Genomic DNA, 24,017 nt, shown 5'->3' on the forward strand with positions numbered 1-24,017 from the left:
TTTCGCTGTTAGGGTGCAGCGATTATACGGGCGATGGGGCGCTTCGTCTACCCATGTGGTTAATGCGGAGGAGCTGGAGGGGATGCTGCCTTTGGTTTTTGCTTGATATTCGCGCTCCCGCAAAAGCTCACCGGTGGATTTTTCAACGGCTCTTTTGGCTCCCGAAAACGCTCACCTCAAAAGCCTGCGGGTGCGGCTGAACCCATCTGGATCATCACCTTTGATCGACCTGCGGATTGGCAGACGATGCCTCTTCGGCGCGTTCGGCGCGGCTGCGAGTTAGCACACCGCCGCGCTCGAAGAACGGTCCATCAGGAAGTCCGCACCCGACGCACAAAAATACGCCGTGTGAGATCGAACGCCACCAGATTGCCGACCACCACCAGCAACAGACCGACCACGGCCAGCGCGGACCACTGATAGCCTTCGAATACCGTCGACACCGCCAGCGCCACGATCGGAAACAGGACCGTGCTGTAAGCGGCGCGTTCCGGTCCGATGCGCCCGACCAGCATCAGGTACGCCGTGAACCCAATCACCGAGCCGAAAATCGCGAGATAGGCGAGCGCGCCGAGATAGCGCGCGGACGGCTCGACGGCAAACGAAAAGCCCGCCAATACGTTCCCCACAGTCAGGACGCTGGCGCCGATCAGCATTGCCCAGCTATTCGTGGCGAACGGGTGCAAGCCCATCGATTGCATGCGGCTCGACAACAGATTGCCGGCCGAAAAGCACAGGGTTCCGAGGAACGCGATGCCAAGGCCGAACCACGCGGCGTGATCGCCGAGGTGCCCCGTCATCTGCTGAACGAACAGACATACGATGCCGACGAGTCCCAACGCCGCCCCCGCAATCGCCGTGGGTTGCAACGGCCGGCCCATGAACAGGCGACCGTTGATCGAATTCAGCAGCGGCGCGGTGGAAAACACCACCGCCACCAGGCCGCTCGGCACCACCTGTTCAGCGTAGTAGAAGCACAAAAAGTTCAGACAGAAGAGCGCCAATCCTTGCGCGATCAGGAAACGCCACGCGGCACGCGGCGGCCAGATCGGCCGGCGCATGATGCGCAGCAACGCGAACAGCACCAGCGCCGCGATCCAGAAACGCCAGGCGATGGATACCGGCGGCGGCACCGCACCCAGTTGCCATTTGATCGCGATCCACGTGGTGCCCCAAATCAGGACGGTGACGGCATAGAGGAACAAATTCATGGTCAGGCCTGCAGCAGCAAATACGGGATTTCACTATGCCGCAGCCCGGCTGGCCGCACTTGTCCAGGATTGCGCACTTTTTCGGAGTGGCAAGCCGCCGCGCGCGGGCGGCCGTATACTGGCGCCCATTCAGTCATGACAGCTCTTTCGCCCGCTTCGTGAACACCAGACCGCCCGCCCCCGTGCCCCACTCCGCTGAAACGCCGTTCGGCCTTCAGTCGGTGTGTCACACGCTGAGCAGCGCCAACGCGAATCTGGACCGCTTCGCGTGGCTCGGCGACCGGCTGGCCATCGCCGTCTGGACACGCGACACCGAAGAAGCCGAGACCGTCTACGACCGTCCCGGCCATCACACGCTGTCGTGCTATCTGGACGGCGGCTATCGCACCGAACGTCAGAAAATGCCGGGGCATTATGGCGCGCCGTCGCGGCTCTGCGCGCTGCCGGGCGAGCACGAATCGCGCTGGTGGGTGCGCGGGCACATGCATTTCATGCACCTGTACTTCCTGCCGGAGCACTTCACGCAGCGCGCGGTTCAGGAGCTCGACCTCGAGCCGCGCGAACTGACACTCGCCGATCGCACGTATTTCGAAGACGCCCGCATCGCCACGTTATGTCAGTCGCTGGCGAACGAAGACTGGCAGGATCCAGACGGCTTGCTGCGCACCAACGAGACCGCGCATCAGGTGCTGAGTCTGCTGTTGCGCGCGCAAGGCGTGCGCCGCACGAATGCATCGCTCAAAGGCGGTTTGTCGGTCGCGGCTCGACGGCGGCTGCACGACTATATCGAAAGCCATCTCTCGCAGACGCTCACGCTCGGCGAGCTGGCCGGCGTAGCGGCGCTGTCGGAATTTCATCTTGCGCGCATGTTCCGCACCTCGTTCGGACTGCCACCCGCCGCGTGGATCGCGCAGCAGCGGCTCGAACGCGCTCGCACGCTGTTGCGCACCACGGCGCTGCCGCTCGCGCAGGTCGCTGAACAATGCGGCTACGCGAACGCCAGCCATTTCAGCCACCGTTTCCGCGAGAGCGTCGGCGTGGCGCCGACCGCGTATCGGCAGGCTGTCGCTGCCTGAGCGCGGGCCGGCGCGCTTCCCGCGTTGCCGTGGTTACTGCACTTAACGCAACGCCATCGCCAGCACTCGCGCCACGTGGATTGCGTCGACTCCCGCGCCGTCGTGGATCTGATGCCGGCAACTCGTGCCGTCCGCGACCATGAGCGTGTCGCCGTCCATCTTGCGCACCGCCGGCAGCAGCGACAGCTCCGCCATCGCTTGTGACGTCGCGTAATGCTCGGCCTCATAGCCGAAACTGCCTGCCATTCCGCAGCACGACGATTCCACCGTCGACACCTTCAATTCAGGAATCCACTTCAACACGGTTTGCACGGGCGTGAAGGCGTCGAAGGCTTTCTGATGGCAATGGCCATGCACCAGCGCCTGCGGCTTCGCCAAAGGCTTCAACGCAAGCTGCAGACGCCCGGCCTTTTCCTCGCGCACCAGAAACTCTTCGAATAGAAATGCCTGTTTCGACAACCGCTGCGCTTCGTCGCCGAAACCGTAGTGCAGGAACTCGTCGCGTAACGACAGCAAGCACGACGGCTCCAATCCGACGATCGGCACACCGCGCTCCACGAACGGCTTGAACAGATCGAGCATGCGCCGCGCTTCCTGCTTCGCTTCATCGACGAGACCCGCCGCGAGGAACGTGCGGCCGCAACACACGGGCCGCTCGCCTTGGCGCGTGTTGAAGTGCACCGTGTAGCCCGCGGCCTCCAGCACTTGCTGCGCAGCGCGCGCGTTCTCCGGCTCCATGTTGTTGTTGAACGTGTCGACGAATAGCAGGACTTCTTTGAGTGCGGCACCTTGGGCTGCGTTGCGCGATGACACTGCATCAACCAGAAACGACTTTTTGAAGCGCGGCAAGCTGCGCTCAGGCGCGAAGCCCACGGACCGCTTGAACCATGCCGACAGCACCGGCACGTTATCGGCGAGCGCCATCAAGCCCGGCATGCGGCTTGCCGTCGACGCATAACGCGGCATGAAGGCCACCAGCTTGTCACGCAGACGCAAACCGTGACGCTTGACGCGCGCCGCCCGCGCCTCGATCTTGAACTTCGCCATATCGACGCCAGTCGGGCAATCGCGCTTGCAGCCCTTGCAGGACACGCACAGATCGAGCGTTTCCTTGACCTCGTCGCTCGCGAGGCCCGCTTCGCCGAGTTGACCGGAAATAGCGAGGCGCAATGTGTTCGCGCGTCCGCGTGTGACGTGCTGCTCGTCCTTCGTCACGCGATAGCTTGGGCACATGGTGCCCGCGTCGAACTTGCGGCAGTGGCCATTGTTATTGCACATCTCGACGGCCTTCGCGAGACCGCCGGACAGATCGTTGCCGCTGCCCGGCAAGGTCTCCTGTCCGGTCAGCGGATCGCGTTCGACATTCCATGCCGACCAGTCGAGCGCCGTTTCTATGCGATGTTCCTTGTACCCCGGCGCGAAGCGGAAATTGCGCGCGTCGTCCATCTTCGGCGGACGCACGATTTTGTCGGGATTGAAGCGGTTGTCCGGATCGAACAGCGCCTTGATCTCGCTGAACGCCTGATTCAGGCTCGGCCCGTACTGCCACGCGACCCATTCGCCGCGGCACAGTCCGTCACCGTGTTCGCCCGAATACGCGCCCTTGTACTCGCGTACGAGGGCTGCCGCTTCATCGGCGATCGCGCGCATCTTCTGCGCGCCGTCGCGCCGCATGTCGAGAATCGGCCGCACGTGCAGCGTGCCGACACTCGCATGCGCATACCATGTGCCCTCCGTGCCATGCCGATGGAACACTTCGGTGAGGCGGCTCGTGTACTCAGCAAGATGTTCGAGCGGCACCGCGCAATCTTCGATGAAGGACACAGGCTTGCCATCGCCCTTCATGCTCATCATGATATTGAGCCCAGCCTTGCGCACTTCCCACAACGCTTTCTGTTCGTTCGCGTCCGGCATCTCGACGACCGAATTGGGCAAGCCGAGATCGGCCATGAGTTCCGTGAGCTGCTTGAGCGAAGCGAGTTGTGCGTCGCGGTCCTCGCCCGCGAACTCCACCAGCAGAATGGCTTGCGGTTCGCCGACCAGCGCCTTGCCGATCACCGGACGAAACGCCGGATTGCCCATCGCGAGATCGATCATCGTGCGATCGACTAACTCCACCGCCACCGGCTTCAGCTTGACGATGTGCTGCGTGAGATCCATCGACTGCCAGAAGGTCGGGAAGTTGACCACGCCTAGCGTTTTATGTGCGGGCAGCGGCGCGAGTCTGAGCGTCAACTGTCGGCTGAACGCGAGCGTGCCCTCCGAGCCAACCAACAGATGCGCGAGATTCGCGACGCCGTCGTCGGTATAAGCGCGCGGGTTCTGGCAATCGAACACGTCGATGTTATAGCCCGCCACACGGCGCAACACCTTCGGCACACGCGCCACGATTTCGGCGCGCTCGCGTTCGGCGATCTGCTTCACGCCCGCGAGTATCTGTTGCAAGCGCGCGCCTTGCGGCGCCTCGCGCAACGAGGCGAAATGCGCTTCGCTGCCGTCGGCGAGAATCGCGTCGATCGCGTCGACGTTGTGCACCATGTTGCCGTATTCGATCGAGCGCGAACCGCAGGAATTGTTGCCGGCCATCCCGCCGATCGTGCATTGCGCGGCCGTCGAAACATCCACCGGAAACCACAGACCGTGGGGCTTGAGCCACGCGTTCAGATGGTCCAGCACGACGCCCGGTTCGACCGTCACCGTGCGCGCTTCGGCATCGAAGGCGACGATGTTGTTCAACCACTTGCTCGTGTCGATCACCAGCGCTTCGCCGACCGTCTGGCCGCATTGGCTCGTGCCCGCGCCGCGCGCGAGCAGCGGCACCTTTTCGCTGCGCGCGATTTCCAGTGCGATACGCAGATCGTCCTGGTCGCGCGGCACCACCACGCCGATCGGCGTGATCTGATAGATCGACGCGTCTGTCGCGTAACGGCCGCGGCTCGCCGCATCGAATAGCACGTCGCCGCGCAATGATTTGCGCAGATGCTGCGCGAGCGGACTCGTCAGACGCGCGGCGGACGGAACCAGGTGGATCGGCTTGACGAGTAAAGCGGAAGTGGGGTTCGTCATTTCGTCGGCCTATGGCAAATACAGGGAGGCGGCTAGTACAGCGTGAGGCTGACCGGCGCGAGTCCTTCAATGCGCCCGCTCGCCGTGCCCGCCGTCTTCGGAAAGAACATGCCGGTGTATGAACCGGCCGTGATGACCATCTCAGGCGTTACGGCAATGCCGCGCGACGTGGCGTGATTGACGAGCCATGTCAGCAGGCGCCGCGGATCGCCGGCCGGATTGGCGGGCGTGGCTTTAACCACATCTTGTCCGTCATAACTGAATTGCAGCGATGGCGCCACGAACGGAAAGTCCTCGCGATACGGCGTAAATTCGCCCACGATCAACGCGCCGTGATTCTGCAAATCCGCGAGTTGAGCGAGCTTGTCGATGGCGGGCCATTCGGCGTAGCGGCTCGCCACGATCTCGATGGTCGCGCCGATCGAGCCGACACTCGCCAGCACTTCGGCCTCGGTATAGGGCGTGGTGGAAACATCGAAACGCCGCCCGAAGCGAAACGCAATTTCCAGTTCGAGGCCCAAAGGCGCGAAGTCTTCGCGCGGCAACCGCGCGCCGTCGGCATGCAGGTCGAGGTCGGGTAACGGCGCGCCCTGGATCGGACCGCTTTCGGACTTCGCGCCGATCTTCCAACCGGCGATCCGCGCGCCGCATACGTCCAGGATCTCGTGCTGGATCGCGTAGGCCGCGGCGGCGTCGGCGGGGGTTTGCTCGGGCGGCAACGTGTCGAGCGTGGCGTGATTGCGGCGTGCGTCGGCGAGACGCCGGCTGAGTGCTGTCGTCATAGTGTCGTGAGGCGGAGAGAGGAAACGGTGTTGTGCATTCAAACGCCCATGCCAGTCGGTACGTGCGCTTTGTCGGCCGCATTGAGCGCAAATTTGCTTTCCGGCTGCATGCGGAACGCGAGCACCACGCCGATCGCCATCAACAGCATGCTGCCGACGAACGGCAATTCCCAGCTTCCGAAGTAGTCGATCAGAAAGCCGCCGACCACCGGCGAGATGATCGCGGCCAGTGCCGAGCCGGTGTTCATCATGCCGCTCGCCGTGCCCGAGTATTCCGGGGCGATGTCCATCGGAATCGCCCACATCGGACCGATCGTCATTTCAGCAAAGAAGAAGCCGGACGCGAGACATGCCATCGACAGATACAGGCTGTGCGTGAACATCAGCGGAATCAGCGAAAGCAGGCAGAAGAACATGCAGACCGACACCATCCAGCTACGTGCGCGCTTCAGACTGCCGGTGCGCGTGAAGATCCAGTCGGTCACGATACCGCCGAGCGTGTCGCCGATCACACCGGCGAAAAACACCACCGAGGCGAAGATCGCCGACTTCTGAAGTTGCAGGTGATAGCTGTGCAAAAAGTATTGCGGAATCCAGCTCAGGAACAGCCACAGCGTCCAGCCGTAGCAGAAGTACACGATCGTGACCGGCCACATGCGGCGAAACAGTTTGCCCCACGGCACGCCAGCGACTTTCGGCTTCGGCGCGGGCAGCACGGCGAGTTCATCGTTCGTGATACGCGGGTGGTCTTTCGGATGTTCGGTAAACGTGATGGCCCACACGCCGACCCACAACAAACTGAACACGCCGCAGATATAAAACGATTCGCGCCAGCCCCAGGTCGCCATCACGAGAACGATCAGACCGGGTGCTATTGCATTGCCGATCCGCGACGCCGCGTGTGTGATGCCCTGCGCAAAGCCGCGTTTTTCCTTGGCGACCCAACGCGCCATCGCGGACGTGGCGGCGGGAAACGTCGCGCCTTCGCCGAAGCCGAGCAGCACGCGCGCGGCCAGCAGCGAAACCAGGCCGCCGGCAAAACCCGTCAGCAAAGTCGCAACGCCCCAGATCGCGCCGCAAAAAATCAGCGTGCGTTTCGCGCCGAAGCGATCACTAACCCATCCGCCGATGATCTGAAAGATCAGATACGGATACGCGAAGGCCGAGAACACCAGGCCGACTTCCGTATGCGAGAGATGGAATTCCTTGCCGAAACCCGCAGCCGCGGTGCTGACGTTGACGCGGTCGAGGTAGGTGATGAAGTACATGATGCAGAGCATCACTAGAACGATACTGGTCGCACTGGTCACACGAAACCGCTTCATCGTCTCTCTCCATTGCATGTGTCGACGGCGGGCCTGAGATGGCGCGCTGCGTCGTTGCCCGGCGGCGGCTTGCGCCGCGGGGCCATCGCATTCGTTCGGGCCGCGTTCTGTGCGCGGCTTCGTCAGGGAAGTGCTCCCGGCCTTCCCTTATCCGCGAGTCGCTGGATGCACTCCGCTCGATGCCCCAAAGGGCACCGATTTCACGGCGTATTCAGGCTGCGGCTTTCAGGCCGGATGCCTTCGTCGGCTGGCTCAACCACTCCATAGCGGCAGGCAAGCCACTTTCCTTGAGCGGCACGCCCGCGAGCCGCAGACCCATTTCGCAGCCGGCCAACGTGGCCAGCAGCATCAGGTCGTTGCAGTCGCCGAGATGGCCGATGCGGAACATGCGACCTTTCATCTTGCCGAGGCCCGTGCCGAGCGACATGTCGAAGCGTTCGTAGATGAGCTTGCGCACCGCATCGGCATCGATGCCGTCGGGCATCATCACGCCCGTGAGCACCGGGCTGTACACCGACGGATCCGCACACTGAATTTCCAGGCCCCAAGCACGCACCGCGCGACGGGCCCCTTCGGCGAGCCGTTCGTGACGGGCGAACACGTTGTCGAGCCCTTCGCCGAGAATCATTTCGAGCGCTTCGTTCAGGCCGTAGAGCAGGTTCGTGTTCGGCGTGTACGGCCAGTAACCGGTCTTGTTCATCTCGACGATGTCAGTCCAGTCCCAGAAACTGCGCGGCAGTTTGGCCTGCTTGCTGGCGGCCACGGCTTTCGGCGAGATCGCGTTGAAGCTGATGCCCGGCGGCAGCATCAAACCTTTTTGCGAGCCCGAGACGGTGACGTCGACGCCCCATTCGTCGTGACGGTAGTCGGCACAGGCGAGGCCCGAGATCGTGTCGACCAGCAGCAACGCTGGATGACCCGCCGCGTCGATCGCTCGGCGCACGGCGGCGATATCGGACGTCACCCCCGTGGACGTTTCGTTGTGCACCACGCACACCGCCTTGATCGTGTGTTGCGCGTCGGCACGCAAACGCTCCTCGATCATTTGCGGCTGCACGCCGCGACGCCAGCCTTCAATGCCCGGCAGGCCAAGGAACTCCGGCTTCAGCCCGAGGCTTTCCGCCATCTTTTTCCACAGCGTGGCGAAGTGGCCGGTCTCGAACATCAGCACATGGTCGCCGGGGCTCAGCGTGTTCGACAGCGCCGCTTCCCAGGCGCCCGTGCCCGAGGCCGGGTAAATCACCACGGGCTGCTGCGTCTTGAAGATTTTCCTGATGCCGTCGAGCACCTTCAGACCGAGTTCGCCGAACTCCGGACCGCGGTGGTCGATGGTCGGGTAGCTCATCGCCCGGAGGATACGGTCGGGCACCGGGCTCGGACCCGGGATCTGCAAAAAGTGACGGCCAGCGGGATGAAAGTCTAGCTTGAGCATTGGGCTTCTCCGATTGAATTTTGCATTCAAAAAACTATATCAGACGAACCGTGACGATCCCAAGGCAAAAATTGCCTGTCGGCACCGGTGTTTACCCGCGCTATTAACTAATCTTTCAGCTTCCTATAAAATCCGGGCTAATAGGATGTTGAGGGCTTTTGTATGCAAAATTCGGATTTTGAGGCGAGCATCGCCGCTTCCCCGCTCATGCCGAAGGTCGAGCGGCAGCGCTTGCACGACACGGTGGTGGAGCACATTCGGCGCTTCATCGTTGAAGGCGTGCTCGAGGCGGGCAAGAAGCTGAACGAGCGCGAGCTGTGCGAAACGCTCGGCATTTCACGCACGCCGCTGCGCGAGGCGCTGAAGGTGCTGGCCGCTGAAGGGCTGATCGAGATTTCGCCGAATCGTGGCGCGTCGGTGTCGAAGATGTCGGAGGCTGAGTTGCGCGAGACCTTCGAATTGATGAGCGGCCTCGAAGCCTTCTCCGGCGAACTGGCGGCCGAGCGGATGACGGCAGCTGAACTCGCCGAGATCAAGGCGCTGCATTACGCAATGCTCGCGTGCCGCACGCAGAACGATCTCGCTGGGTACTACAGCCGCAATCAGGCGATTCACGACAAGATCAACGAGGCGGCCAGGAATTCGGCGCTGCGGCAGACTTATGTCGCGGTGAATCGTCGCTTGCAGGCGCTCCGGTTTCGGTCGAACTTTCAGATCCCCAAGTGGGACAGCGCGATTCATGATCACGATGAGATGCTGAAGGCGCTCGAGGCGCGAGATGGCAAGAAGTTGAGTGCGATTCTTCGGCAGCATCTGCTTGATAAGCGCGATGCGGTTTTGCAGGTGCAGTCGCGGGAAGAGGTGGCTGCGTCGCCGTTGAAGACTTGAGGTGAGTTGAGTTAATGCATCTGAACGCCGGTTGCGTTTGGCGTTGCTGTGCATTCGCACGTCTGCGCCGGTGCCAAAACTTGTCCACCTAAAATGTTGGCAAGCCTGTGGACAACCTTCTTACATCTTGGGCAAGTGGTTGATGCAAAGGGTGTATAGGCTGGTGGGTCACGCATGAGCACGAGCCGCGCCACGGCGAACCGGCCTATCGCCTCGGCGCCGCGCAAATTCAGTGCGGACGCGATGGCTCTTCAAACAAGTATTTCCACGGAGTGCAACGCCCGGAGAATCTCCGGCGTTCGTACCCATGACTCGTCACGGATCGTATCGATCAGGCAGTCTGTAAAACAATTCGACACGGCGTCGGGAGGCTGCCCGGCACGCGTGATGATGCCGACCGTCGACTCGTCGAGTTGTTCTCGCACGGGGATCGCGCAGAGCCCTTCGTGCGCCGCGCACAGCTCGACGAGCGGCCATGGAAAGATGCTGACCATGTCCGTGTGCTTGAGCAGCGGAATGGCGACGGTCAATGAGTGAAGAAAGTGAATGCTGCGCGGCACGCTCAACCCGTACTGCGCAAACATCTTGTAGGGCGTCCGCCCCTCCGTTTCAGGATCCAGCGCGACGAGCCAGTCGAGATCGAGCAGGTCGACCAACGACCGGCTGTCCGCACGCGGATGACCTTGCCGCGCGACAATCGCCCGGCCCGAAGAAAACAGCGGCCGGTAAGCGAACTCGGAGCCTGTCGCGCCCGGCGTTTGCCTGCCCACATAGATGTCCAGGCTGCCGTCGCGCAAACGCGGGTTGGCAATCGCGGGCAGACCTTCGAAGATCTCCAGTTGGATGTCCGGCATCCTTGCGCGAAAGCGTGTAACAGCCTCCGGGAGAAACGTCTTTGTGACCCACGCCGACACGGCCACGGAGAGGCGCCCGTGCGGAGCGCCGCGCATCGCATCGACGGCCTGGTGCGCATGGGTTATTTGCGCGACGACGAGGCGCGCATGGACCAGCAGCGTTTGCCCGCATTCCGTGAGTGTCACGCCTGACGAAGTGCGCGCCACGAGCTGCATTTGAACGGTCTCCTCCAGATACTGAAGGTTTTGAGTGACCGCCGCGGGTGAGGAATTGAGCAGTCGCGCCGCGCCGCGGACGCTGCCTGCGTCGGCGATGGCGACAAGTGCACGTAACTGGTGAATTTTCATTGCACTTTCAGATTAACGGTGCCGCCGGCAAACGCGTTGAAAGCGACGGTGGCAGCGGCGGCGACGGCGACGGCGACATCCGGTCATAGCAATCGCAGGCGACCACGACACCACGTTCGACAACGCGACAGCAACCCTTCAGTGCAAAATCTTCGCGAGAAAATCCTTCGCGCGATCCGACTTCGGATTCGCGAAGAAATCTTCCTTGCGGTCGTCTTCCACGATCAGGCCACGATCCATGAAAATCACGCGATGGGCGACCTTCTTCGCAAAGCCCATTTCGTGCGTGACGCACATCATCGTCATACCCTCCTGCGCCAGTTCGACCATCACGTCGAGTACTTCGTTGATCATTTCCGGATCGAGCGCGGATGTGGGTTCGTCGAACAGCATCGCAATCGGATCCATAGAAAGCGCGCGCGCGATCGCCACCCGCTGCTGCTGACCGCCTGACAGTTGAGCCGGAAACTTGTCCGCCTGCGCGCGCAGACCGACGCGATCCAGCAACCTCAGTCCCTTCGCCGCCGCTTCGTCTTTCGAACGGCCCAGCACCTTGACCTGCGCGAGCATCAGATTCTGCACAATCGACAGATGCGGAAACAGTTCGAAGTGCTGGAAGACCATGCCAACTTTCGCGCGCAACTTCGACAGATTGACTTTCCTGTCGGTCAGCGATTGACCGTTGATGACGATCTCGCCTTTCTGAAACGGCTCGAGACCGTTCACGGTTTTGATGAGCGTGGATTTCCCGGAACCAGACGGACCACACACCACGACCACTTCGCCTTTCTGGATTCTGGTCGTGCAATCCGACAGCACCTGGAACTGCCCATAATATTTAGAAACGCCATTCAACTCGATCATTTTGCCAGCCTCGTTCGAACCACTTTGACGGTCACCGTCAACCCTGTACTAATCAACCAGTAAGCGGCGCCCGCGAACAGCAGCATTGGCACGACCGTACCGTCGCGCTCGCCGATTGCCGATACCCGGCGGAAAAAATCGCCCAGCGCTATCACGTAGACCAACGACGTGTCCTGGAAAATCACGATGCACTGCGTCAGCGCCACCGGTACCATCGCGCGAAACGCCTGCGGCAGAATCACATAACGCATTGTCTGTCCCGCTGTCATGCCGAGCGCAAGCGCAGCCTGCGCCTGGCCGCGCGGCAGGCTTTCAATCCCCGCCCGAATGATTTCGCAAAAGAATGCAGCCTCCAGCAGCGAGTAAGCCACCATCGCGGAGATGAGCCGCACGTCGATACTCGCGGGCAAGTTGAACAGCGCCTTCAGGAATTGCGGCACGATCAGGAAGAACCATAACAACAGCATCACCAGCGGAATCGACCGGAACAAGGCAACGTAGCCTTGCGCGAAAACGCGCACCGCGCGCTGCGGTGACCGATGCAATACCGCTAGCACGGTGCCCCATAGCACCCCGCACAAGATCGCCACGAGCGTAATTTGCAATGTGACACCCATACCCGCGAGCACGATACCCTTCGAATCCGCAAGCGCTTGCCAATCTATGTTGAACATCTCAATCTCCCAGCAAGCCCGGCAAACGGGTTTGGCGACGAATCCAATTCATGCCGTGCAGAATCGCAAAGTTCAGTGCCATATAGGCCAGCGTCACGCAGATGAACGATTCATAGGGCTGTGCGGTGTAATCGACCAACTGACGCGCCTGACCCGATAATTCCAGTAGGCCGATGGTCGAAGCGACGGCAGAATTTTTTGAAATGATCAGAAACTCGGACGTGAGCGGACCCAGAATGGTGCGAAACGTCACCGGCAGCAACACGTAACGGTAAGTCTGCGCACGCGTCAGACCGAGTGCGAACCCCGCGTCGAACTGGCCGCGCGGCAGCGCCTGAATGCCCGCACGCACCTGTTCGCAGATTCGTGATCCTGTATATATCCCGAGCGAGAAAATCGATACCGACAAAAACTGCACATACGGCGGCAGGTTTTTGAACCAGTCGCCCAACTCCGTCGGCAGCAGTTCCGGCACGACGAAGAACCAGATAAAAAACTGCACGATCAGCGGCACGCCGCGGAACACCGATACGTACGCGGTGCCGAGCATCGCCGCAGGACGGTTCGGCAGCGTGCGAAGAATTCCGAATCCGGTGCCAACCACGAGCGCCAACGCGTAGGCCGACACGGTTAGCAGCACGGTGTTCAGCAGGCCGGAAAACAGCCATCCGAGGTACGTCGTGTGCTCGCCGGTAGATACGGCCTGCAGCAGCACACCCCAATCCCACGAGTAATCCATAAGCCCCTCCAGGCCGGCGGACCGTGGCCCACCGCAAATGACAACCGCCCGTCAGGACGCCGGTTTATCGTTCGGATGCGCGAACAGCGTTTGCATGCGAGTGGACATCGGAAAGTTGAGATTGATGCCCTTCGGTGGAATCGGCGCCATGAACCATTTTTTGTAGATTGCCGTGGCCACGCCGGAGCGTTCGGCATCCGCAATCGCTGCGTCCATTACCGCTTTCAACTGCGCATCGTTCTTGCGCAGCATGCAGCCATAGGCTTCGAATGATTGCGGTGTGCCGACGATCGCGTAATCGTCCGGACGGCTGGTTTTGGCACGTTCACCAGCCAGCAGCGCGTCGTCCATCATCATCGCCTTGGCGCGGCCGGTGGAGAGCATCAGGAACGATTCGCTGTGATCCTTTGCGCTGATAATGTTCATACCCATCGATTTCTCGACGTTCATGTTGCGAATGGACTTCTCCGACGTGGTGCCCGCACCGACGACAACCGTCTTGCCCTTGAGGTCGGCGAAGTCATGGATGCCGGAATTCTGCCTGACGAGCAGGCGCGTGCCGATGTCAAAGAAGCTGTTGGAGAAATCGACTTGCTGCGCTCGCGCCGCGTTGTTCGTCGTGCTCGTGCACTCGAAATCAATCGTGCCATTCTGCAGCAGCGAAATTCGATTCTGCGACGTAATCGGAATCAGGCGCACCTGCAGGTCGCCCTGCTTTAGCTGCGCCTTGATACGGTCGATAATCAGATTCGCGATGTCGATTGAATAGCCAATTGGCTTTTGTTGTGCGTCATAGTAAGAGAACGGAATCGACGCGTCGCGATAGCCGATGGTGACAACGTGCTGGTCCTGGATCTTCTTGAGCGTACCGGTCGGCGCCGCATCGGCCGCTACTGCGGGCAGGGACACGACGGCAAGCGCAGCTGCAAGCGCTGAAACGCATGCACAGAATGCATGGCGCGGACTCAATCCGGAACGGGTTTGTTGCATGGTGTCTCCCCTATGTGAGGTTGATTTCGATTTTGTCAGTCGACGCGGGCTGTCCGACTCCAGGAAAGCGAGGTGAAGAAATCGGCGTGGCCCGCGCTTTATGCGCTAGTGATCGCGGATACATCGATTACATACATCTGGCGCTCGCCTTCGTGTACTGAGTCGATGCACACCGCGCGGCCGTCTCGTCGCCAACGCGGATGCAGATCGCAGCGGTTTTCCTTCTTCAGATCGGGCGGTGTGTAGAAAGAGCCGATGTCGTAGCGCAAACCTTCCTTGGTGTCGAACAGGAACAACACGCGCTCGTTGGTCTGCGTATCCGGATATGTGTCGGACAACAGCCAGCGCGAATCGACGGGCGAATACGTCATGTGGCCGTTCTCTGTCAGCACACCCTCGCCTACGACATCGACCCGACCTGAATCACTGTCCTCGTAAAGATGGTAGTGAATGCTGCCCGCATGCGGCCCCCAGACGATGATGTGCCGCTCGTCACGCCACAGCGGGTGAGAAATCTGGTACTCGGACTTCTCGTAGTCGAAGGTGCCGACCGCAGCAGGATCGAAATCTTCCGCGAGCTGCGGCAATGGATGGTCTGAACATTCGAGCAAGCGCATGGCCGTTCCGTCCGGATTCATCGTGATCAGCCGATGCAGGAAACAGGTCTCGTCGTCTACCCGCTCGGTCCAACGATGCAGGAATAGCATCCGCGACGACGCCGGATTGATTTCGATATGGCTCACCCAGTGGATTGCCTTCTCCATCGACGCCTTCGGGTGAAAATTGCGCAAGTCAGCGTAACTCACCAGCAACTGCGCGGCGCCAGTAGCGAGGTCCATTCGATAGATGCCGTCGTCGGCCGGCGCGAGCGGCAGTTCGAACGGGCCGCCGTGCTCGGCATATCCAATCGTTTCATGCGTGACATACAGGCGACGGTAATCGACGCACAGCGCGTAGAGGCTGTTGGGTGCGACAACATAGACAGGCAGCGGCAGCGCCGTCGAGGCGTTGCTGTCTATATCATGGATGGCTGCGCCAAAACCCGGATAGCGCGCCGTCATGTCACTGGTGCGAACGTTGTAAATGATCTTGCGTCCGGGTTCGCCATCGAGCCATTGCAACTGGCAGCCCATTTGCCAGTTCCATGCGCGCGTACTGCCGACCGCACGAAATGCCTCGCTATCGCCCAGAGTGAAATAGCCAACTTCGGCCTCCAGCTCCGGTGTCAGACGCGCATCCATCATCGACACCTGATTGGCCAGCAGATAGCGGCCCGTCTTGTCCCAGCCAGATTTATTGTAGTAACCGAAGAAGTGATGCTTACCTCCCGACTCCAGGCGGTGTACGGGGCATGGATGTTTGATGACGCGAGACGAAGTCATGAGCTGGTGCATTTAAAAATCGGTGAGACCGCGATGGGGAGCATTGCAGCCAGATATGCGACAGCTGGGATCATATATTTGGGTCACCTATGCAGCGTAATTCTTTTTTTTCGATAGGCTATTCACTCCTGGTATAGTCGAGGCCTGACGCCGTCATCCATCCTCTTCCGTGAAACTATGGCCAGGGCTTTGAATTTCCAGCAGATCCAGGCCTTTCGCGCCGTGATGCAGATGGGCACCACGACTGGCGCCGCCTCGATGCTAAACACGACGCAGCCGTCAATCAGCCGGCGCCTTGCCGAGTTGCAGAGTTCCACCGGGCTCGAGCTCTTCGAGATGCACCAAGGGCGACTTCGGCCGACCAGCGAGGGCAAGCTGCTCTACAAAACCGTCCAGAAGCACTTCGACGGACTGGAAAAGATCGAATCTGTGGTCGCGATCATGCGCAAGTCGGGCACGGGCGCGCTCCGCATAGGCTGCACGCCAACGCTGGGGGCCGGGCTGCTGCCGCAGGTGGTGCGCGCGTTTCTAGCGGAATTTCCGGGCACGCATCTCAACATGCAGACGATGAACACGCCACAGCTAGCGGACCTGCTGCGGCAAGATCTGTTCGACGTCGTGCTGACCACAGGCAAGCTCGATCCGCGAGACTTCGAGCCGGTGATCATCAAGACCGTGCCTGCGGTTTGCGTGTTGCCGCCCGGTCACCGGCTGCATGTCGAGCCGGAGATCCATGTGTCCATGCTGCTCGACGAAACGATGATGTCGCTGGGCGAAGCCGACGACCTCACGATCGAAATCAAAAAGCTGCTGCAAGCTCACGGCTTGTCCGACAATTTTCTGATCGAAACCACGTCATCAATCGCAATCTGCGCGCTCGTTGCAGCCGGCAACGGTATTGGAATCGTCAACCCCTACGTGGCCAGCACGTTTGCGGGGCAGTTGCTGATCAAACCGCTTGTCCCCACTATCGAGGTCGCCGTTCAGATGGCTATGCCGAGACACACGGCGCCGTCGCTATTGACGCGTCATTTCGTTGACATCCTGCTGACGCACGTCAATGGGGTTCGCGTGGACCTCGGGTGCTGAAAGCAGGGTACTGTTGACTTACCCATAGGTCAGGAATTTAGCGGACAAAGGCCAATGCTCGCCTCGTCAAGAAGTGAGCCGCCTGAACGCGGCATATCATCGCACTGTACTAGACACCTCAGACTTTCATCCGCTCCATTTCTTAGTCCGGCAATGCGTTCACTTCTGCTTTACGCGTTCACCTAAACGACCCGTTTTCGCACCACCGATTCCTGGATATCGTGGCAGCACGTTCATGACTTCCCGCGCTGAGGCATGCACATCATGCCGCTCGTGTCGGGACGAAGTTCCAAGAAGGAGTGCAAAGATGACCCGTCGAGCGACCGTTGCGCGCCTCAAGGCAAGTCTCCCGGATCTGGCCGCTAGCGTGCCACTCGTCGATGCAGCGATTCAAATGCGCTGGGGAATGAGCAGTGAACAGTCGAGCGCCATTCGACACTTGGGTTATACGTCGTTTCTCGATTCGCTCACCGGTTTGTATAACCGCGCTTACGTGGTCGAACGCGTTCAGCATTTGCTGAAATTGGCGCCTACGGCACGCGTCGCCGTGCTTTTCATCAATCTCGACTGCTTCGGCAAAATCAACGATGCCGCCGGTTACGATCTTGGCGATCGCGTTTTGCGCGGCGTCGCGCGCCGGCTTGCCGGACTGATGAATCATGATGACCTGCTCGGGCGGATCTGCGGCGACGAGTTCGTTGTCGTCGTCGATAAGCGCGGTGACGCGTCGACCATCGGCGAGTTTGCGCTGCAAATCCTCGAGCTGTTCAGCACGCCGCTGGAAATTGCGGGCCGTGAGTATCACCTGGGCGCGTCGATCGGCATTGCCTGCTCGTCCGGTGACGCTCGCGATGCGGACACGCTGATACGCGACGCCGGATCGGCGATGCGTCGCGCGAAGGAGAGCGGCCGCGGCCGGGTGCATTTTTTCACGAAGGGCTTGCAAGACGAATCGCAACGCCGCTTCAGAGTGGAGGAGCTGTTGCACCACGCGCTTGCGGCCGGTGAACTGAAGCTGGCTTATCAGCCCATCGTCAACAGCGCCTCGCACCAGACGGTGGGCGCCGAAGCGCTGCTGCGCTGGACGAGCAGCGAGCTAGGCGAAGTCGCGCCAGCCGAGTTCGTACCCGTTGCAGAGGAGGCCGGTCTGATGGAGAGCATCGGCGACTGGGTGCTGGAACAGGCCTGCGCCCAAGCCGCTCAGTGGCGCAAAAGCATTGCGCCGCGGCTGCCTGTCTCCGTCAACATCTCGCCGCTCCAGTTCAACGAGCGCCTCGTGCGGCACGTTACCGCGTGCCTCGAACGCAACGGGCTCGACGCACCCGCGCTGCAACTGGAGATTACGGAGCGCGTATTAATGCCGGCTGACCCCGCGGTTGCGGCGACGACGGCAGCACTGGCGGCTCTCGGCGTCACGCTCGCTCTCGACGACTTTGGCACGGGCTACGCGTCGCTGTCGTACCTGAAGCGCTTTGCTTTGCACAACCTGAAGATCGATCGATCGTTCGTCGCGGGTTTGCCACACGATAGCGATTCGATCGCGATCACGCGTGCGCTTGTGGGGATGGCTCACGCGTGCAGCATGACAGTCACGGCCGAAGGCGTGGAAACCCGTGAACAGGCAGCGGCTCTGCGCGAGATGGGCTGCGACATGCTGCAGGGTTATCTGTTCGGTCGCCCGGCGAGTGCGGATAAATTCGCCGGCTCGCTACGCAGTAAAGCATTCGGCAACACAACAATCTAAATTGTCGGCGCGTCGCGATGTCTTTGGGGACGTCTTTGCGTTGCCCACATGATGCGAATCAGGAGAGAGACCATGTTCGATGCGGAAGTCGCCGCTACGCTGCTCAACCGCTGGGCAAGTCACACGCCCACAGAAGAATGCCACGCGTACCTGGGCTTGCTGCGCGAAGGCAACCTGCACTTCACTCACAAAGTCGGCTGCATGGGTATGCACGGCATTTGCGACACGGGCGTGTGCTGTACCGAATCGCTGTTTTTCGGCGACGGTTCGCGGGCGTTGCGAGTCGGCGCGCCGGACAGCGAAACAGGTTGGACCCGATGGGCGGCGCTGCAACCGCTTCAATGACGCGGGCCACAGAAACGATGGCGGCCCGGTTGCGAACAAGCCTCCACCCCAGGCAATTACTAAGCACGAACCGATGTCAGATAGGCGGTCTTCCGACGTGATGGACAACAGTGCATGGATAAAAGGAACAACACAATGAGGGCTGACGCGCGTGCACTCAATTGGACGGGCACCCGATGCCAGCCGGGAAAATCTTCGGCCGCCGCCACACGTCGCGTCGCTGTGGTTACGAGCATATTTATCATGGCATCGTGGACGATCGGCGATGCCTTCGCGACCGAAGGTGGCCTGGGCCGTCCTGTTGCCGGCATGAGTGTCTTTTCCGGAGTCGGCATCGTCGCACCTGAGCCCATCACTGCGGTGAGCATCGAACAGATTTACATCAACGGCTCGATTGGCGGCAGCCGTGAGGTACCGATTGCCGGAAAGACGTCGTTGGGCATCGATGCCCCCGTTGCCTTCACGCTGGCGTCACTGCTGCGTGTATGGGGTGGCGCCGGTGGCTTGGATTTCGCATCCGGCATCACCGTGCCTTATGTCTGGACCGAAGTAACCGCGGCGCTCGCGGTTGGAGGCGCTGGCGCCTCGACGAGCGACCGCGCATCGAATCTATTCGACCTCTATTTCACGCCAATCATCGCCGGCTATCACTTTTCAAACACCTCGCATATTGCCGCCAGCTTCAACTTCTGGGCGCCCACCGGCCGCTACGACCCGAATGCGTTGGCAAGCCCGAGTCTGAACAACTGGACGTTCGTGCCGCAGGTCGCCTATACGCAACTCGTACCCAAATACGACCTTGAGTTCGACGTTGTCGCGGGCCTGCAGTTCTACACGACCAACACTGCGACCGATTACCACAATGCACCTCTATTCACGCTCGATATCATGGCGCTGAAAAGGTTCGCGAACGGTCTCGGTGTAGGCATCGTGGCCGGAACCGTGCAACAGCTCGGCAACGACTCAGGCCCCGCCGCCGGGCGTCTGCACGGTTTTCGCGGACACGACTTCGCACTGGGGCCCGTCATTACCTACGACACGAAGATCAACGGCAAGCATCCATTGTCGGCGAGCCTGCGTTGGGTTCCGACAGTGACCAGTACCAACCGCATCAAGAGCACGGCGAGCGTCATGGCGACAGCGGTGCTTGCGTTCTGATGTGACGCCAGGCGGAAATCGGCAAGGGTGGCATCGTCGTCGATTACGGCCGATGGCGTTTGGATTCGCTGGGTATTTCGCTACCCAAGTGCGCGCAAACCCGGCATTTCGATCGCAATCGACGTGACGTATGGACTCCGGCAGAACGCCTTTCACGCTCAGGTTGGCAGCGCCTGGCGCAAACGACGTACGAACAGGAAGAATTCATGGAACTCAATATCGTCGAGCAAATCGCATCGACGCTGCAACGCGCTGCCGAACATAGACGGCTGGTTCCCTACCAGCAGTTTCACGCGCTCTTCGACCCGATGGATCCGCTGTCCGGTCGGTACGCCGCGCTCGAGAAAGCTGTTGCTCTGCTGGCTGGGGAGAGCGGCGCCGACTACGGCGCGCTACTCAGTTTGGCCAATGGACTTGCGGGGAAGGAATTTTATTTGCGCTTCCGGCGCAACAGATTCGACGACTATCTGGCTGTCATGGGCGGTCAGATGCATGAACATTCGCTAAAGAAAAAGAGGTGTCTCGTTGAAGCAGAGCGTGCCCGTGTTTTCGATGATGCAAAACAGCGGCAACGCTCTGCCGAGAGAGAGACGGCGTGACGTACCACTGAGTTGCCTCACGGTGACATCATCCGTGCCGACTATGCGTCCGCGAAGGCCGTGCAGATCACGCGGAACGGTCAGGCGGTTCAATAGCCGCAGGGCGGTTCAATCCAGCTTGAACTGCGTAACGACTCCTGCGAGGCTCACTGCCTGGGTTTGCAGCGCAGCGGCTGCGGCCGTAGATTGCTCGACGAGCGCAGCGTTCTGCTGCACCATCTCATCGAGTTGGCTGACTGCGCGATTCACTTCCTGAATGCCGCGCATCTGCTCGTCGGCAGCATGGGTGATCTCCGAGATGATCGTCGTGACATCCGACACATTCCTGACGATCTCCGTCATCGTTTCGCCAGCATGATGGACGTGACTGGATCCGGCGGCCACGCTCTCCACCGTCGATTCGATCAGCGCCTTGATTTCCTTGGCAGCCTGCGCGCTGCGCTGCGCAAGGCTTCGCACTTCACCGGCCACAACTGCGAAGCCACGGCCCTCCTCACCAGCACGCGCGGCCTCCACGGCGGCGTTAAGCGCGAGAATATTGGTCTGGAAGGCAATGCCGTCGATCACGCTGATGATATCGGCGATCTTGCCCGAAGCATGCTCGATCTGACCCATCGTCGTGATGACCTCGGAAATCACGACGCCGCCACGCGAGGCAACCTGTGCGGCGGATGTGGCAGTGTTGTCTGCCTGCCGGGCGGCGCTCGCCGATTGCGTCACAGTCGATGTGATTTCGTCCATCGACGCCGCCGTCTGCTGCAAGCTGGCAGCGGCGGACTCTGTGCGGCCCGACAGGTCGATGTTGCCCATGGCAATTTCGTTGGCGGCAATACGCACGGATTCGCTGGCATCGCGAATCTGGCGCATTACGTGACTCAGCTTGTCGATGAAGGTGTTGAACGAGTACGCGATCTGCGCGACTTCGTCCCGGCCAATCGCGGGCAACCGCTGCGTCAGGTCACCCTCACCGGAGCCGATGGCGTCCATCGCGTCGCGCACTTCGGAGAGGCGCCGAAAAGAAACCGCGGTGACGGCAGCGACAACTGCTGCGGCAATGCCGGCAATCACGACCAGCGCAATCATCGACGACGTCAGGAGCGAACGCATGCCGGCGGTGGCTTCGGCCTTGTCGAGTGCGATCACCACGATCCAGTCGGTGCCGGGAATCGTTTGTGCGCGCAGTAGCTTGACGCTGCCGCTTACGTTCGCCTCGAGCGGGCGATCCGCCGTTGTGAGCGATGCGAGCTTGTCAGCAACGAGATCGGGCACGAGGTCGGACACTGGCTTGAGTGTGAGTGTGGCGTCCGGGTGCGCGACGATATGACCGCTGCTGTCGATCAACATGCCGAAGCTCGCGGGCGTTGGATGAATAGACTTGATGTTTGCGATCACGCTATCCATTGCGACGTCACCCGACACAACGCCGTTCACCACTCCATTGCGCATCACCGGGGCAGCGAACGCGACTACCAGCTTGCCGGTGCCACCATCCACATACGGGGGTGTGACGACAGGCTTGCCCGCCGCGACCGCCTGCTTGTACCAGGGGCGGGCCGTGGGGTCGTAATCCGGCGGGATGCCGGAGGGGTCCGAAAACTTCGCGGTCTTGTCGGCATAGCCGACGTACACGCTGGTGAAGTGCCCCGCCGCCGCTACCAGCTTCAACGCTGCGGACGGATCGGGTTGCAGCACGGCATCCTGGAGCGAGTTGATTATCCGGCTATTGGACTTGACCCATTCTTCTATGCTGTTGACATGCGCGCTCTCAAGGGAAGTCAGGCTACTGTTGATTGCTTCGTCGTTATAGGAATTGGCGACTTCGTAGTTAAGAACGGCATTGCCCGCGAGCGCCACGACAACGATGGCAACGCATAGCGCGACGACGCGTGCACGAATGGAGGAGAACATGTCGATAAGTCTCTGGGAGATAAGCAGTTGTTCGCAAGGCAACGGGTTTTGTCGCGGCAAGGATGCATTCGTGGGAGCACCGAAAGAACCGCGATCAGTCGTTTGCGCCCCCGAGCGCACTAAAGCGTGTCAGTCTCGACCGACCAGAAAACGTACGATAGAAACACGTGCATGCATACGCCGAGTAGCCGCTTGTAAAGCACCGATGCGTTAATCCGAAATCGCTCTGAAGCACAGTGACCTCGGCTCGCAAGGAGATCGCCCGGTTGCGCAGGCTGGCTGGTCGGCTCGTTCTGCCGCTCATCGCCTTGCCTTCTGGATGGTGTTGTCATGTTGAGGTGATCATGCTGTTGCATACCGCGCCGCAACGTTCAGGAGACAGCCGCTCTCTCCGTTTTCGGTCACTGCTGCGAGCGACCGCCAGGTCGCTCGCAGCACTAAACGCGGGAGGCCAAAACAACAAACCGCGCAGCGGCCTATTTCAGAACCTGTGGCGAATACCAACCCGTACGCCCGACTGGACATCGGAACTCGACGGGTCGCCTAAAGCCGCTTGAACTTGTGCGCCAAAAGCATGATCGTGGGCGAGTGCCGCGACCGCATAGACGTCGGTCCTCTTCGACAGGTTGTAGTCCGCCGTCAGCGTCAGCTGGTTTGCGCTAGCCAGATTGTTGTTCCGTTTCTGGAATTGCAGACCACCTCCTAACTGGAATGCAGGCGTCAGTCGATAGGTCGCGCCCGCTTCCGCTGTCGTCGCGCGAGGTTGATTGCCGCCGCTGAGTCTGACATCCGTTACCAGGCCGAAGATTCGTGCCTGCCCGATGACGTAGGCGGCGCCACCGGCGAACTCTCGCGAATTGCCGCCGCCTGCGACGTTGTGTTGCCCGTAATAGGCGAGTGACGCCATGAAAAATCCGTTGACATAGTTGACGATGAAGCTGGACGTGCTGTTGGTAGCAACGGAGCCGGGCGTGTTGCCGAACCCGAACATGGCACCCGCGGAGAAACCCGCGAACGTGGGCGTTACGTATTTGACAGCGTTGTTAGTCTGGTTGCCCCATACGCGGTTATCCAGTGCATATCCTCCGGCTGCATAGGCTGGCAAGCTCCACGCGAGAAGACCTGCCGGAGTATTCGATGCGACAGCATATGCGGGCATCTGGTCGCCAATAAAGTCGTATTGCCGGCCAAGTGTCAATGCGCCCCACGGGCCGGACAGTCCTACGTAGGCCTGCCTGCCAAATTCCAGGCCACCTTGACCGAGTGCTCCGTTTGACAGCTGGAAACCATTTTCCAGCACGAAATCGACATGCTGTTGTCCGCCAATATCCTCCGTACCTCTCACGCCCCACCGGTCCCCCTGCGCGGAGCCAGACACGAACTGCATGTTCGCGCCGTGCGAGCTATTGTTCTGGACGTTGTTGGTATAAGTGATACCCGCGTCCATCAGACCATACAAGGTCACGGACGATTGGGCAGAGGCGACGCCGGAAACGGTCGAGAAGAAAAAAATTGCAGCGGTCTTTTTCATAGTATGCCTAAA

20 protein-coding genes are annotated in these 24,017 nt (G+C 60.6%); 7 read left to right on the top strand and 13 right to left on the bottom strand.

The features are described from left to right. Positions 1–311: 311 nt before the first annotated feature. Positions 312–1,211 carry a DMT family transporter gene (locus tag PQR54_RS13075; protein WP_408246215.1) on the bottom strand — a complete coding sequence of 300 codons (900 nt, stop codon included), beginning with the start codon at positions 1,209–1,211 and terminating at the stop codon, positions 312–314. A 158-nt stretch (positions 1,212–1,369) separates the two neighbouring features. On the opposite strand from PQR54_RS13075, the gene PQR54_RS13080 reads away from it, so the two are divergent. Then, a complete protein-coding gene (locus tag PQR54_RS13080) occupies positions 1,370–2,287 on the top strand; it encodes a helix-turn-helix domain-containing protein (RefSeq protein ID WP_408246217.1) in 918 nt (305 codons plus the stop codon). Positions 2,288–2,329: 42 nt separating this feature from the next. Here PQR54_RS13080 and PQR54_RS13085 read toward each other — a convergent pair whose 3' ends face one another. From PQR54_RS13085 to PQR54_RS13100, 4 genes are all read right to left on the bottom strand, one after another. Next, positions 2,330–5,353, bottom strand: a complete 3,024-nt coding sequence (locus tag PQR54_RS13085; protein ID WP_408246219.1) for an FAD-binding and (Fe-S)-binding domain-containing protein — start codon at positions 5,351–5,353, stop codon at positions 2,330–2,332. A 32-nt stretch (positions 5,354–5,385) separates the two neighbouring features. Further along, entirely contained in the window at positions 5,386–6,135 is a 750-nt protein-coding gene (locus PQR54_RS13090) for a 2-keto-4-pentenoate hydratase (protein WP_408246221.1), read from the bottom strand. Positions 6,136–6,173: 38 nt separating this feature from the next. Further along, positions 6,174–7,460 carry an MFS transporter gene (locus PQR54_RS13095; protein ID WP_408246223.1) on the bottom strand — a complete coding sequence of 429 codons (1,287 nt, stop codon included), beginning with the start codon at positions 7,458–7,460 and terminating at the stop codon, positions 6,174–6,176. Between the two features lie 211 nt (positions 7,461–7,671). Beyond that, entirely contained in the window at positions 7,672–8,892 is a 1,221-nt protein-coding gene (locus tag PQR54_RS13100; protein ID WP_408246225.1) for a pyridoxal-phosphate-dependent aminotransferase family protein, read from the bottom strand. Positions 8,893–9,054: 162 nt separating this feature from the next. Between PQR54_RS13100 and PQR54_RS13105 the strand changes: the two genes are divergently transcribed. Beyond that, positions 9,055–9,780, top strand: a complete 726-nt coding sequence (locus PQR54_RS13105; protein ID WP_408246227.1) for a GntR family transcriptional regulator — start codon at positions 9,055–9,057, stop codon at positions 9,778–9,780. 251 nt (positions 9,781–10,031) lie between these two features. On the opposite strand, the gene PQR54_RS13110 is transcribed toward PQR54_RS13105, so the two are convergent. The 6 genes from PQR54_RS13110 to PQR54_RS13135 all read right to left on the bottom strand — a co-directional run bounded on the left by PQR54_RS13110 (position 10,032) and on the right by PQR54_RS13135 (position 15,631). Beyond that, positions 10,032–10,982, bottom strand: coding sequence for a LysR family transcriptional regulator (locus PQR54_RS13110; RefSeq protein ID WP_408246229.1), 951 nt, complete (start codon positions 10,980–10,982; stop codon positions 10,032–10,034). Positions 10,983–11,120: 138 nt separating this feature from the next. Beyond that, entirely contained in the window at positions 11,121–11,846 is a 726-nt protein-coding gene (locus PQR54_RS13115; protein ID WP_408246231.1) for an amino acid ABC transporter ATP-binding protein, read from the bottom strand. Beyond that, complete coding sequence (locus PQR54_RS13120) at positions 11,843–12,520, bottom strand: ABC transporter permease subunit (RefSeq protein ID WP_408246233.1); 678 nt, start codon at positions 12,518–12,520, stop codon at positions 11,843–11,845. The genes PQR54_RS13115 and PQR54_RS13120 overlap by 4 nt, the downstream gene beginning before the upstream one ends. 1 nt (position 12,521) lies before the next feature. Continuing rightward, on the bottom strand, positions 12,522–13,259 hold the full coding sequence (locus PQR54_RS13125; protein WP_408246235.1) for an amino acid ABC transporter permease: 738 nt from the start codon (positions 13,257–13,259) through the stop codon (positions 12,522–12,524). A gap of 51 nt (positions 13,260–13,310) precedes the next feature. Then, positions 13,311–14,249, bottom strand: a complete 939-nt coding sequence (locus PQR54_RS13130; RefSeq protein WP_408246237.1) for a glutamate/aspartate ABC transporter substrate-binding protein — start codon at positions 14,247–14,249, stop codon at positions 13,311–13,313. 98 nt (positions 14,250–14,347) lie between these two features. After that, positions 14,348–15,631, bottom strand: coding sequence for a hypothetical protein (locus tag PQR54_RS13135; RefSeq protein WP_408246239.1), 1,284 nt, complete (start codon positions 15,629–15,631; stop codon positions 14,348–14,350). Positions 15,632–15,808: 177 nt separating this feature from the next. Between PQR54_RS13135 and PQR54_RS13140 the strand changes: the two genes are divergently transcribed. From PQR54_RS13140 to PQR54_RS13160, 5 genes are all read left to right on the top strand, one after another. After that, positions 15,809–16,720: a LysR substrate-binding domain-containing protein gene (locus PQR54_RS13140; protein ID WP_408246240.1), complete on the top strand. Its 912-nt coding sequence runs from the start codon at positions 15,809–15,811 to the stop codon at positions 16,718–16,720. A gap of 307 nt (positions 16,721–17,027) precedes the next feature. After that, positions 17,028–18,464, top strand: coding sequence for a putative bifunctional diguanylate cyclase/phosphodiesterase (locus PQR54_RS13145; RefSeq protein ID WP_408246242.1), 1,437 nt, complete (start codon positions 17,028–17,030; stop codon positions 18,462–18,464). Positions 18,465–18,536: 72 nt separating this feature from the next. After that, positions 18,537–18,809, top strand: a complete 273-nt coding sequence (locus tag PQR54_RS13150) for a hypothetical protein (RefSeq protein ID WP_408246244.1) — start codon at positions 18,537–18,539, stop codon at positions 18,807–18,809. 243 nt (positions 18,810–19,052) lie between these two features. After that, positions 19,053–19,967: a SphA family protein gene (locus tag PQR54_RS13155; RefSeq protein WP_408247148.1), complete on the top strand. Its 915-nt coding sequence runs from the start codon at positions 19,053–19,055 to the stop codon at positions 19,965–19,967. Between the two features lie 206 nt (positions 19,968–20,173). Then, complete coding sequence (locus tag PQR54_RS13160) at positions 20,174–20,566, top strand: hypothetical protein (protein WP_408246246.1); 393 nt, start codon at positions 20,174–20,176, stop codon at positions 20,564–20,566. Between the two features lie 108 nt (positions 20,567–20,674). Here the strand turns inward: PQR54_RS13160 and PQR54_RS13165 are convergent, their stop codons facing one another. Then, on the bottom strand, positions 20,675–22,474 hold the full coding sequence (locus PQR54_RS13165; RefSeq protein WP_408246248.1) for a methyl-accepting chemotaxis protein: 1,800 nt from the start codon (positions 22,472–22,474) through the stop codon (positions 20,675–20,677). 481 nt (positions 22,475–22,955) lie between these two features. Beyond that, entirely contained in the window at positions 22,956–24,005 is a 1,050-nt protein-coding gene (locus PQR54_RS13170; protein WP_408246250.1) for a porin, read from the bottom strand. Positions 24,006–24,017: the final 12 nt, after the last annotated feature.

Origin of the sequence: Paraburkholderia phytofirmans, from assembly GCF_046028095.1 — a bacterium.
Classification (GTDB): domain Bacteria; phylum Pseudomonadota; class Gammaproteobacteria; order Burkholderiales; family Burkholderiaceae; genus Paraburkholderia; species Paraburkholderia phytofirmans_A.

Bases quoted from the DNA above. Each gene is read 5' to 3' on its own strand.
- PQR54_RS13075 (WP_408246215.1), bottom strand. From the start codon at position 1,211: ATGAATTTGTTCCTCTATGCCGTCACCGTCCTGATTTGGGGCACCACG.
- PQR54_RS13085 (WP_408246219.1), bottom strand. From the start codon at position 5,353: ATGACGAACCCCACTTCCGCTTTACTCGTCAAGCCGATCCACCTGGTT.
- PQR54_RS13090 (WP_408246221.1), bottom strand. From the start codon at position 6,135: ATGACGACAGCACTCAGCCGGCGTCTCGCCGACGCACGCCGCAATCAC.
- PQR54_RS13095 (WP_408246223.1), bottom strand. From the start codon at position 7,460: ATGAAGCGGTTTCGTGTGACCAGTGCGACCAGTATCGTTCTAGTGATG.
- PQR54_RS13100 (WP_408246225.1), bottom strand. From the start codon at position 8,892: ATGCTCAAGCTAGACTTTCATCCCGCTGGCCGTCACTTTTTGCAGATC.
- PQR54_RS13105 (WP_408246227.1), top strand. From the start codon at position 9,055: ATGCAAAATTCGGATTTTGAGGCGAGCATCGCCGCTTCCCCGCTCATG.
- PQR54_RS13110 (WP_408246229.1), bottom strand. From the start codon at position 10,982: ATGAAAATTCACCAGTTACGTGCACTTGTCGCCATCGCCGACGCAGGC.
- PQR54_RS13115 (WP_408246231.1), bottom strand. From the start codon at position 11,846: ATGATCGAGTTGAATGGCGTTTCTAAATATTATGGGCAGTTCCAGGTG.
- PQR54_RS13120 (WP_408246233.1), bottom strand. From the start codon at position 12,520: ATGTTCAACATAGATTGGCAAGCGCTTGCGGATTCGAAGGGTATCGTG.
- PQR54_RS13125 (WP_408246235.1), bottom strand. From the start codon at position 13,259: ATGGATTACTCGTGGGATTGGGGTGTGCTGCTGCAGGCCGTATCTACC.
- PQR54_RS13130 (WP_408246237.1), bottom strand. From the start codon at position 14,249: ATGCAACAAACCCGTTCCGGATTGAGTCCGCGCCATGCATTCTGTGCA.
- PQR54_RS13135 (WP_408246239.1), bottom strand. From the start codon at position 15,631: ATGACTTCGTCTCGCGTCATCAAACATCCATGCCCCGTACACCGCCTG.
- PQR54_RS13140 (WP_408246240.1), top strand. From the start codon at position 15,809: ATGGCCAGGGCTTTGAATTTCCAGCAGATCCAGGCCTTTCGCGCCGTG.
- PQR54_RS13145 (WP_408246242.1), top strand. From the start codon at position 17,028: ATGACCCGTCGAGCGACCGTTGCGCGCCTCAAGGCAAGTCTCCCGGAT.
- PQR54_RS13150 (WP_408246244.1), top strand. From the start codon at position 18,537: ATGTTCGATGCGGAAGTCGCCGCTACGCTGCTCAACCGCTGGGCAAGT.
- PQR54_RS13155 (WP_408247148.1), top strand. From the start codon at position 19,053: ATGGCATCGTGGACGATCGGCGATGCCTTCGCGACCGAAGGTGGCCTG.
- PQR54_RS13160 (WP_408246246.1), top strand. From the start codon at position 20,174: ATGGAACTCAATATCGTCGAGCAAATCGCATCGACGCTGCAACGCGCT.
- PQR54_RS13165 (WP_408246248.1), bottom strand. From the start codon at position 22,474: ATGTTCTCCTCCATTCGTGCACGCGTCGTCGCGCTATGCGTTGCCATC.
- PQR54_RS13170 (WP_408246250.1), bottom strand. From the start codon at position 24,005: ATGAAAAAGACCGCTGCAATTTTTTTCTTCTCGACCGTTTCCGGCGTC.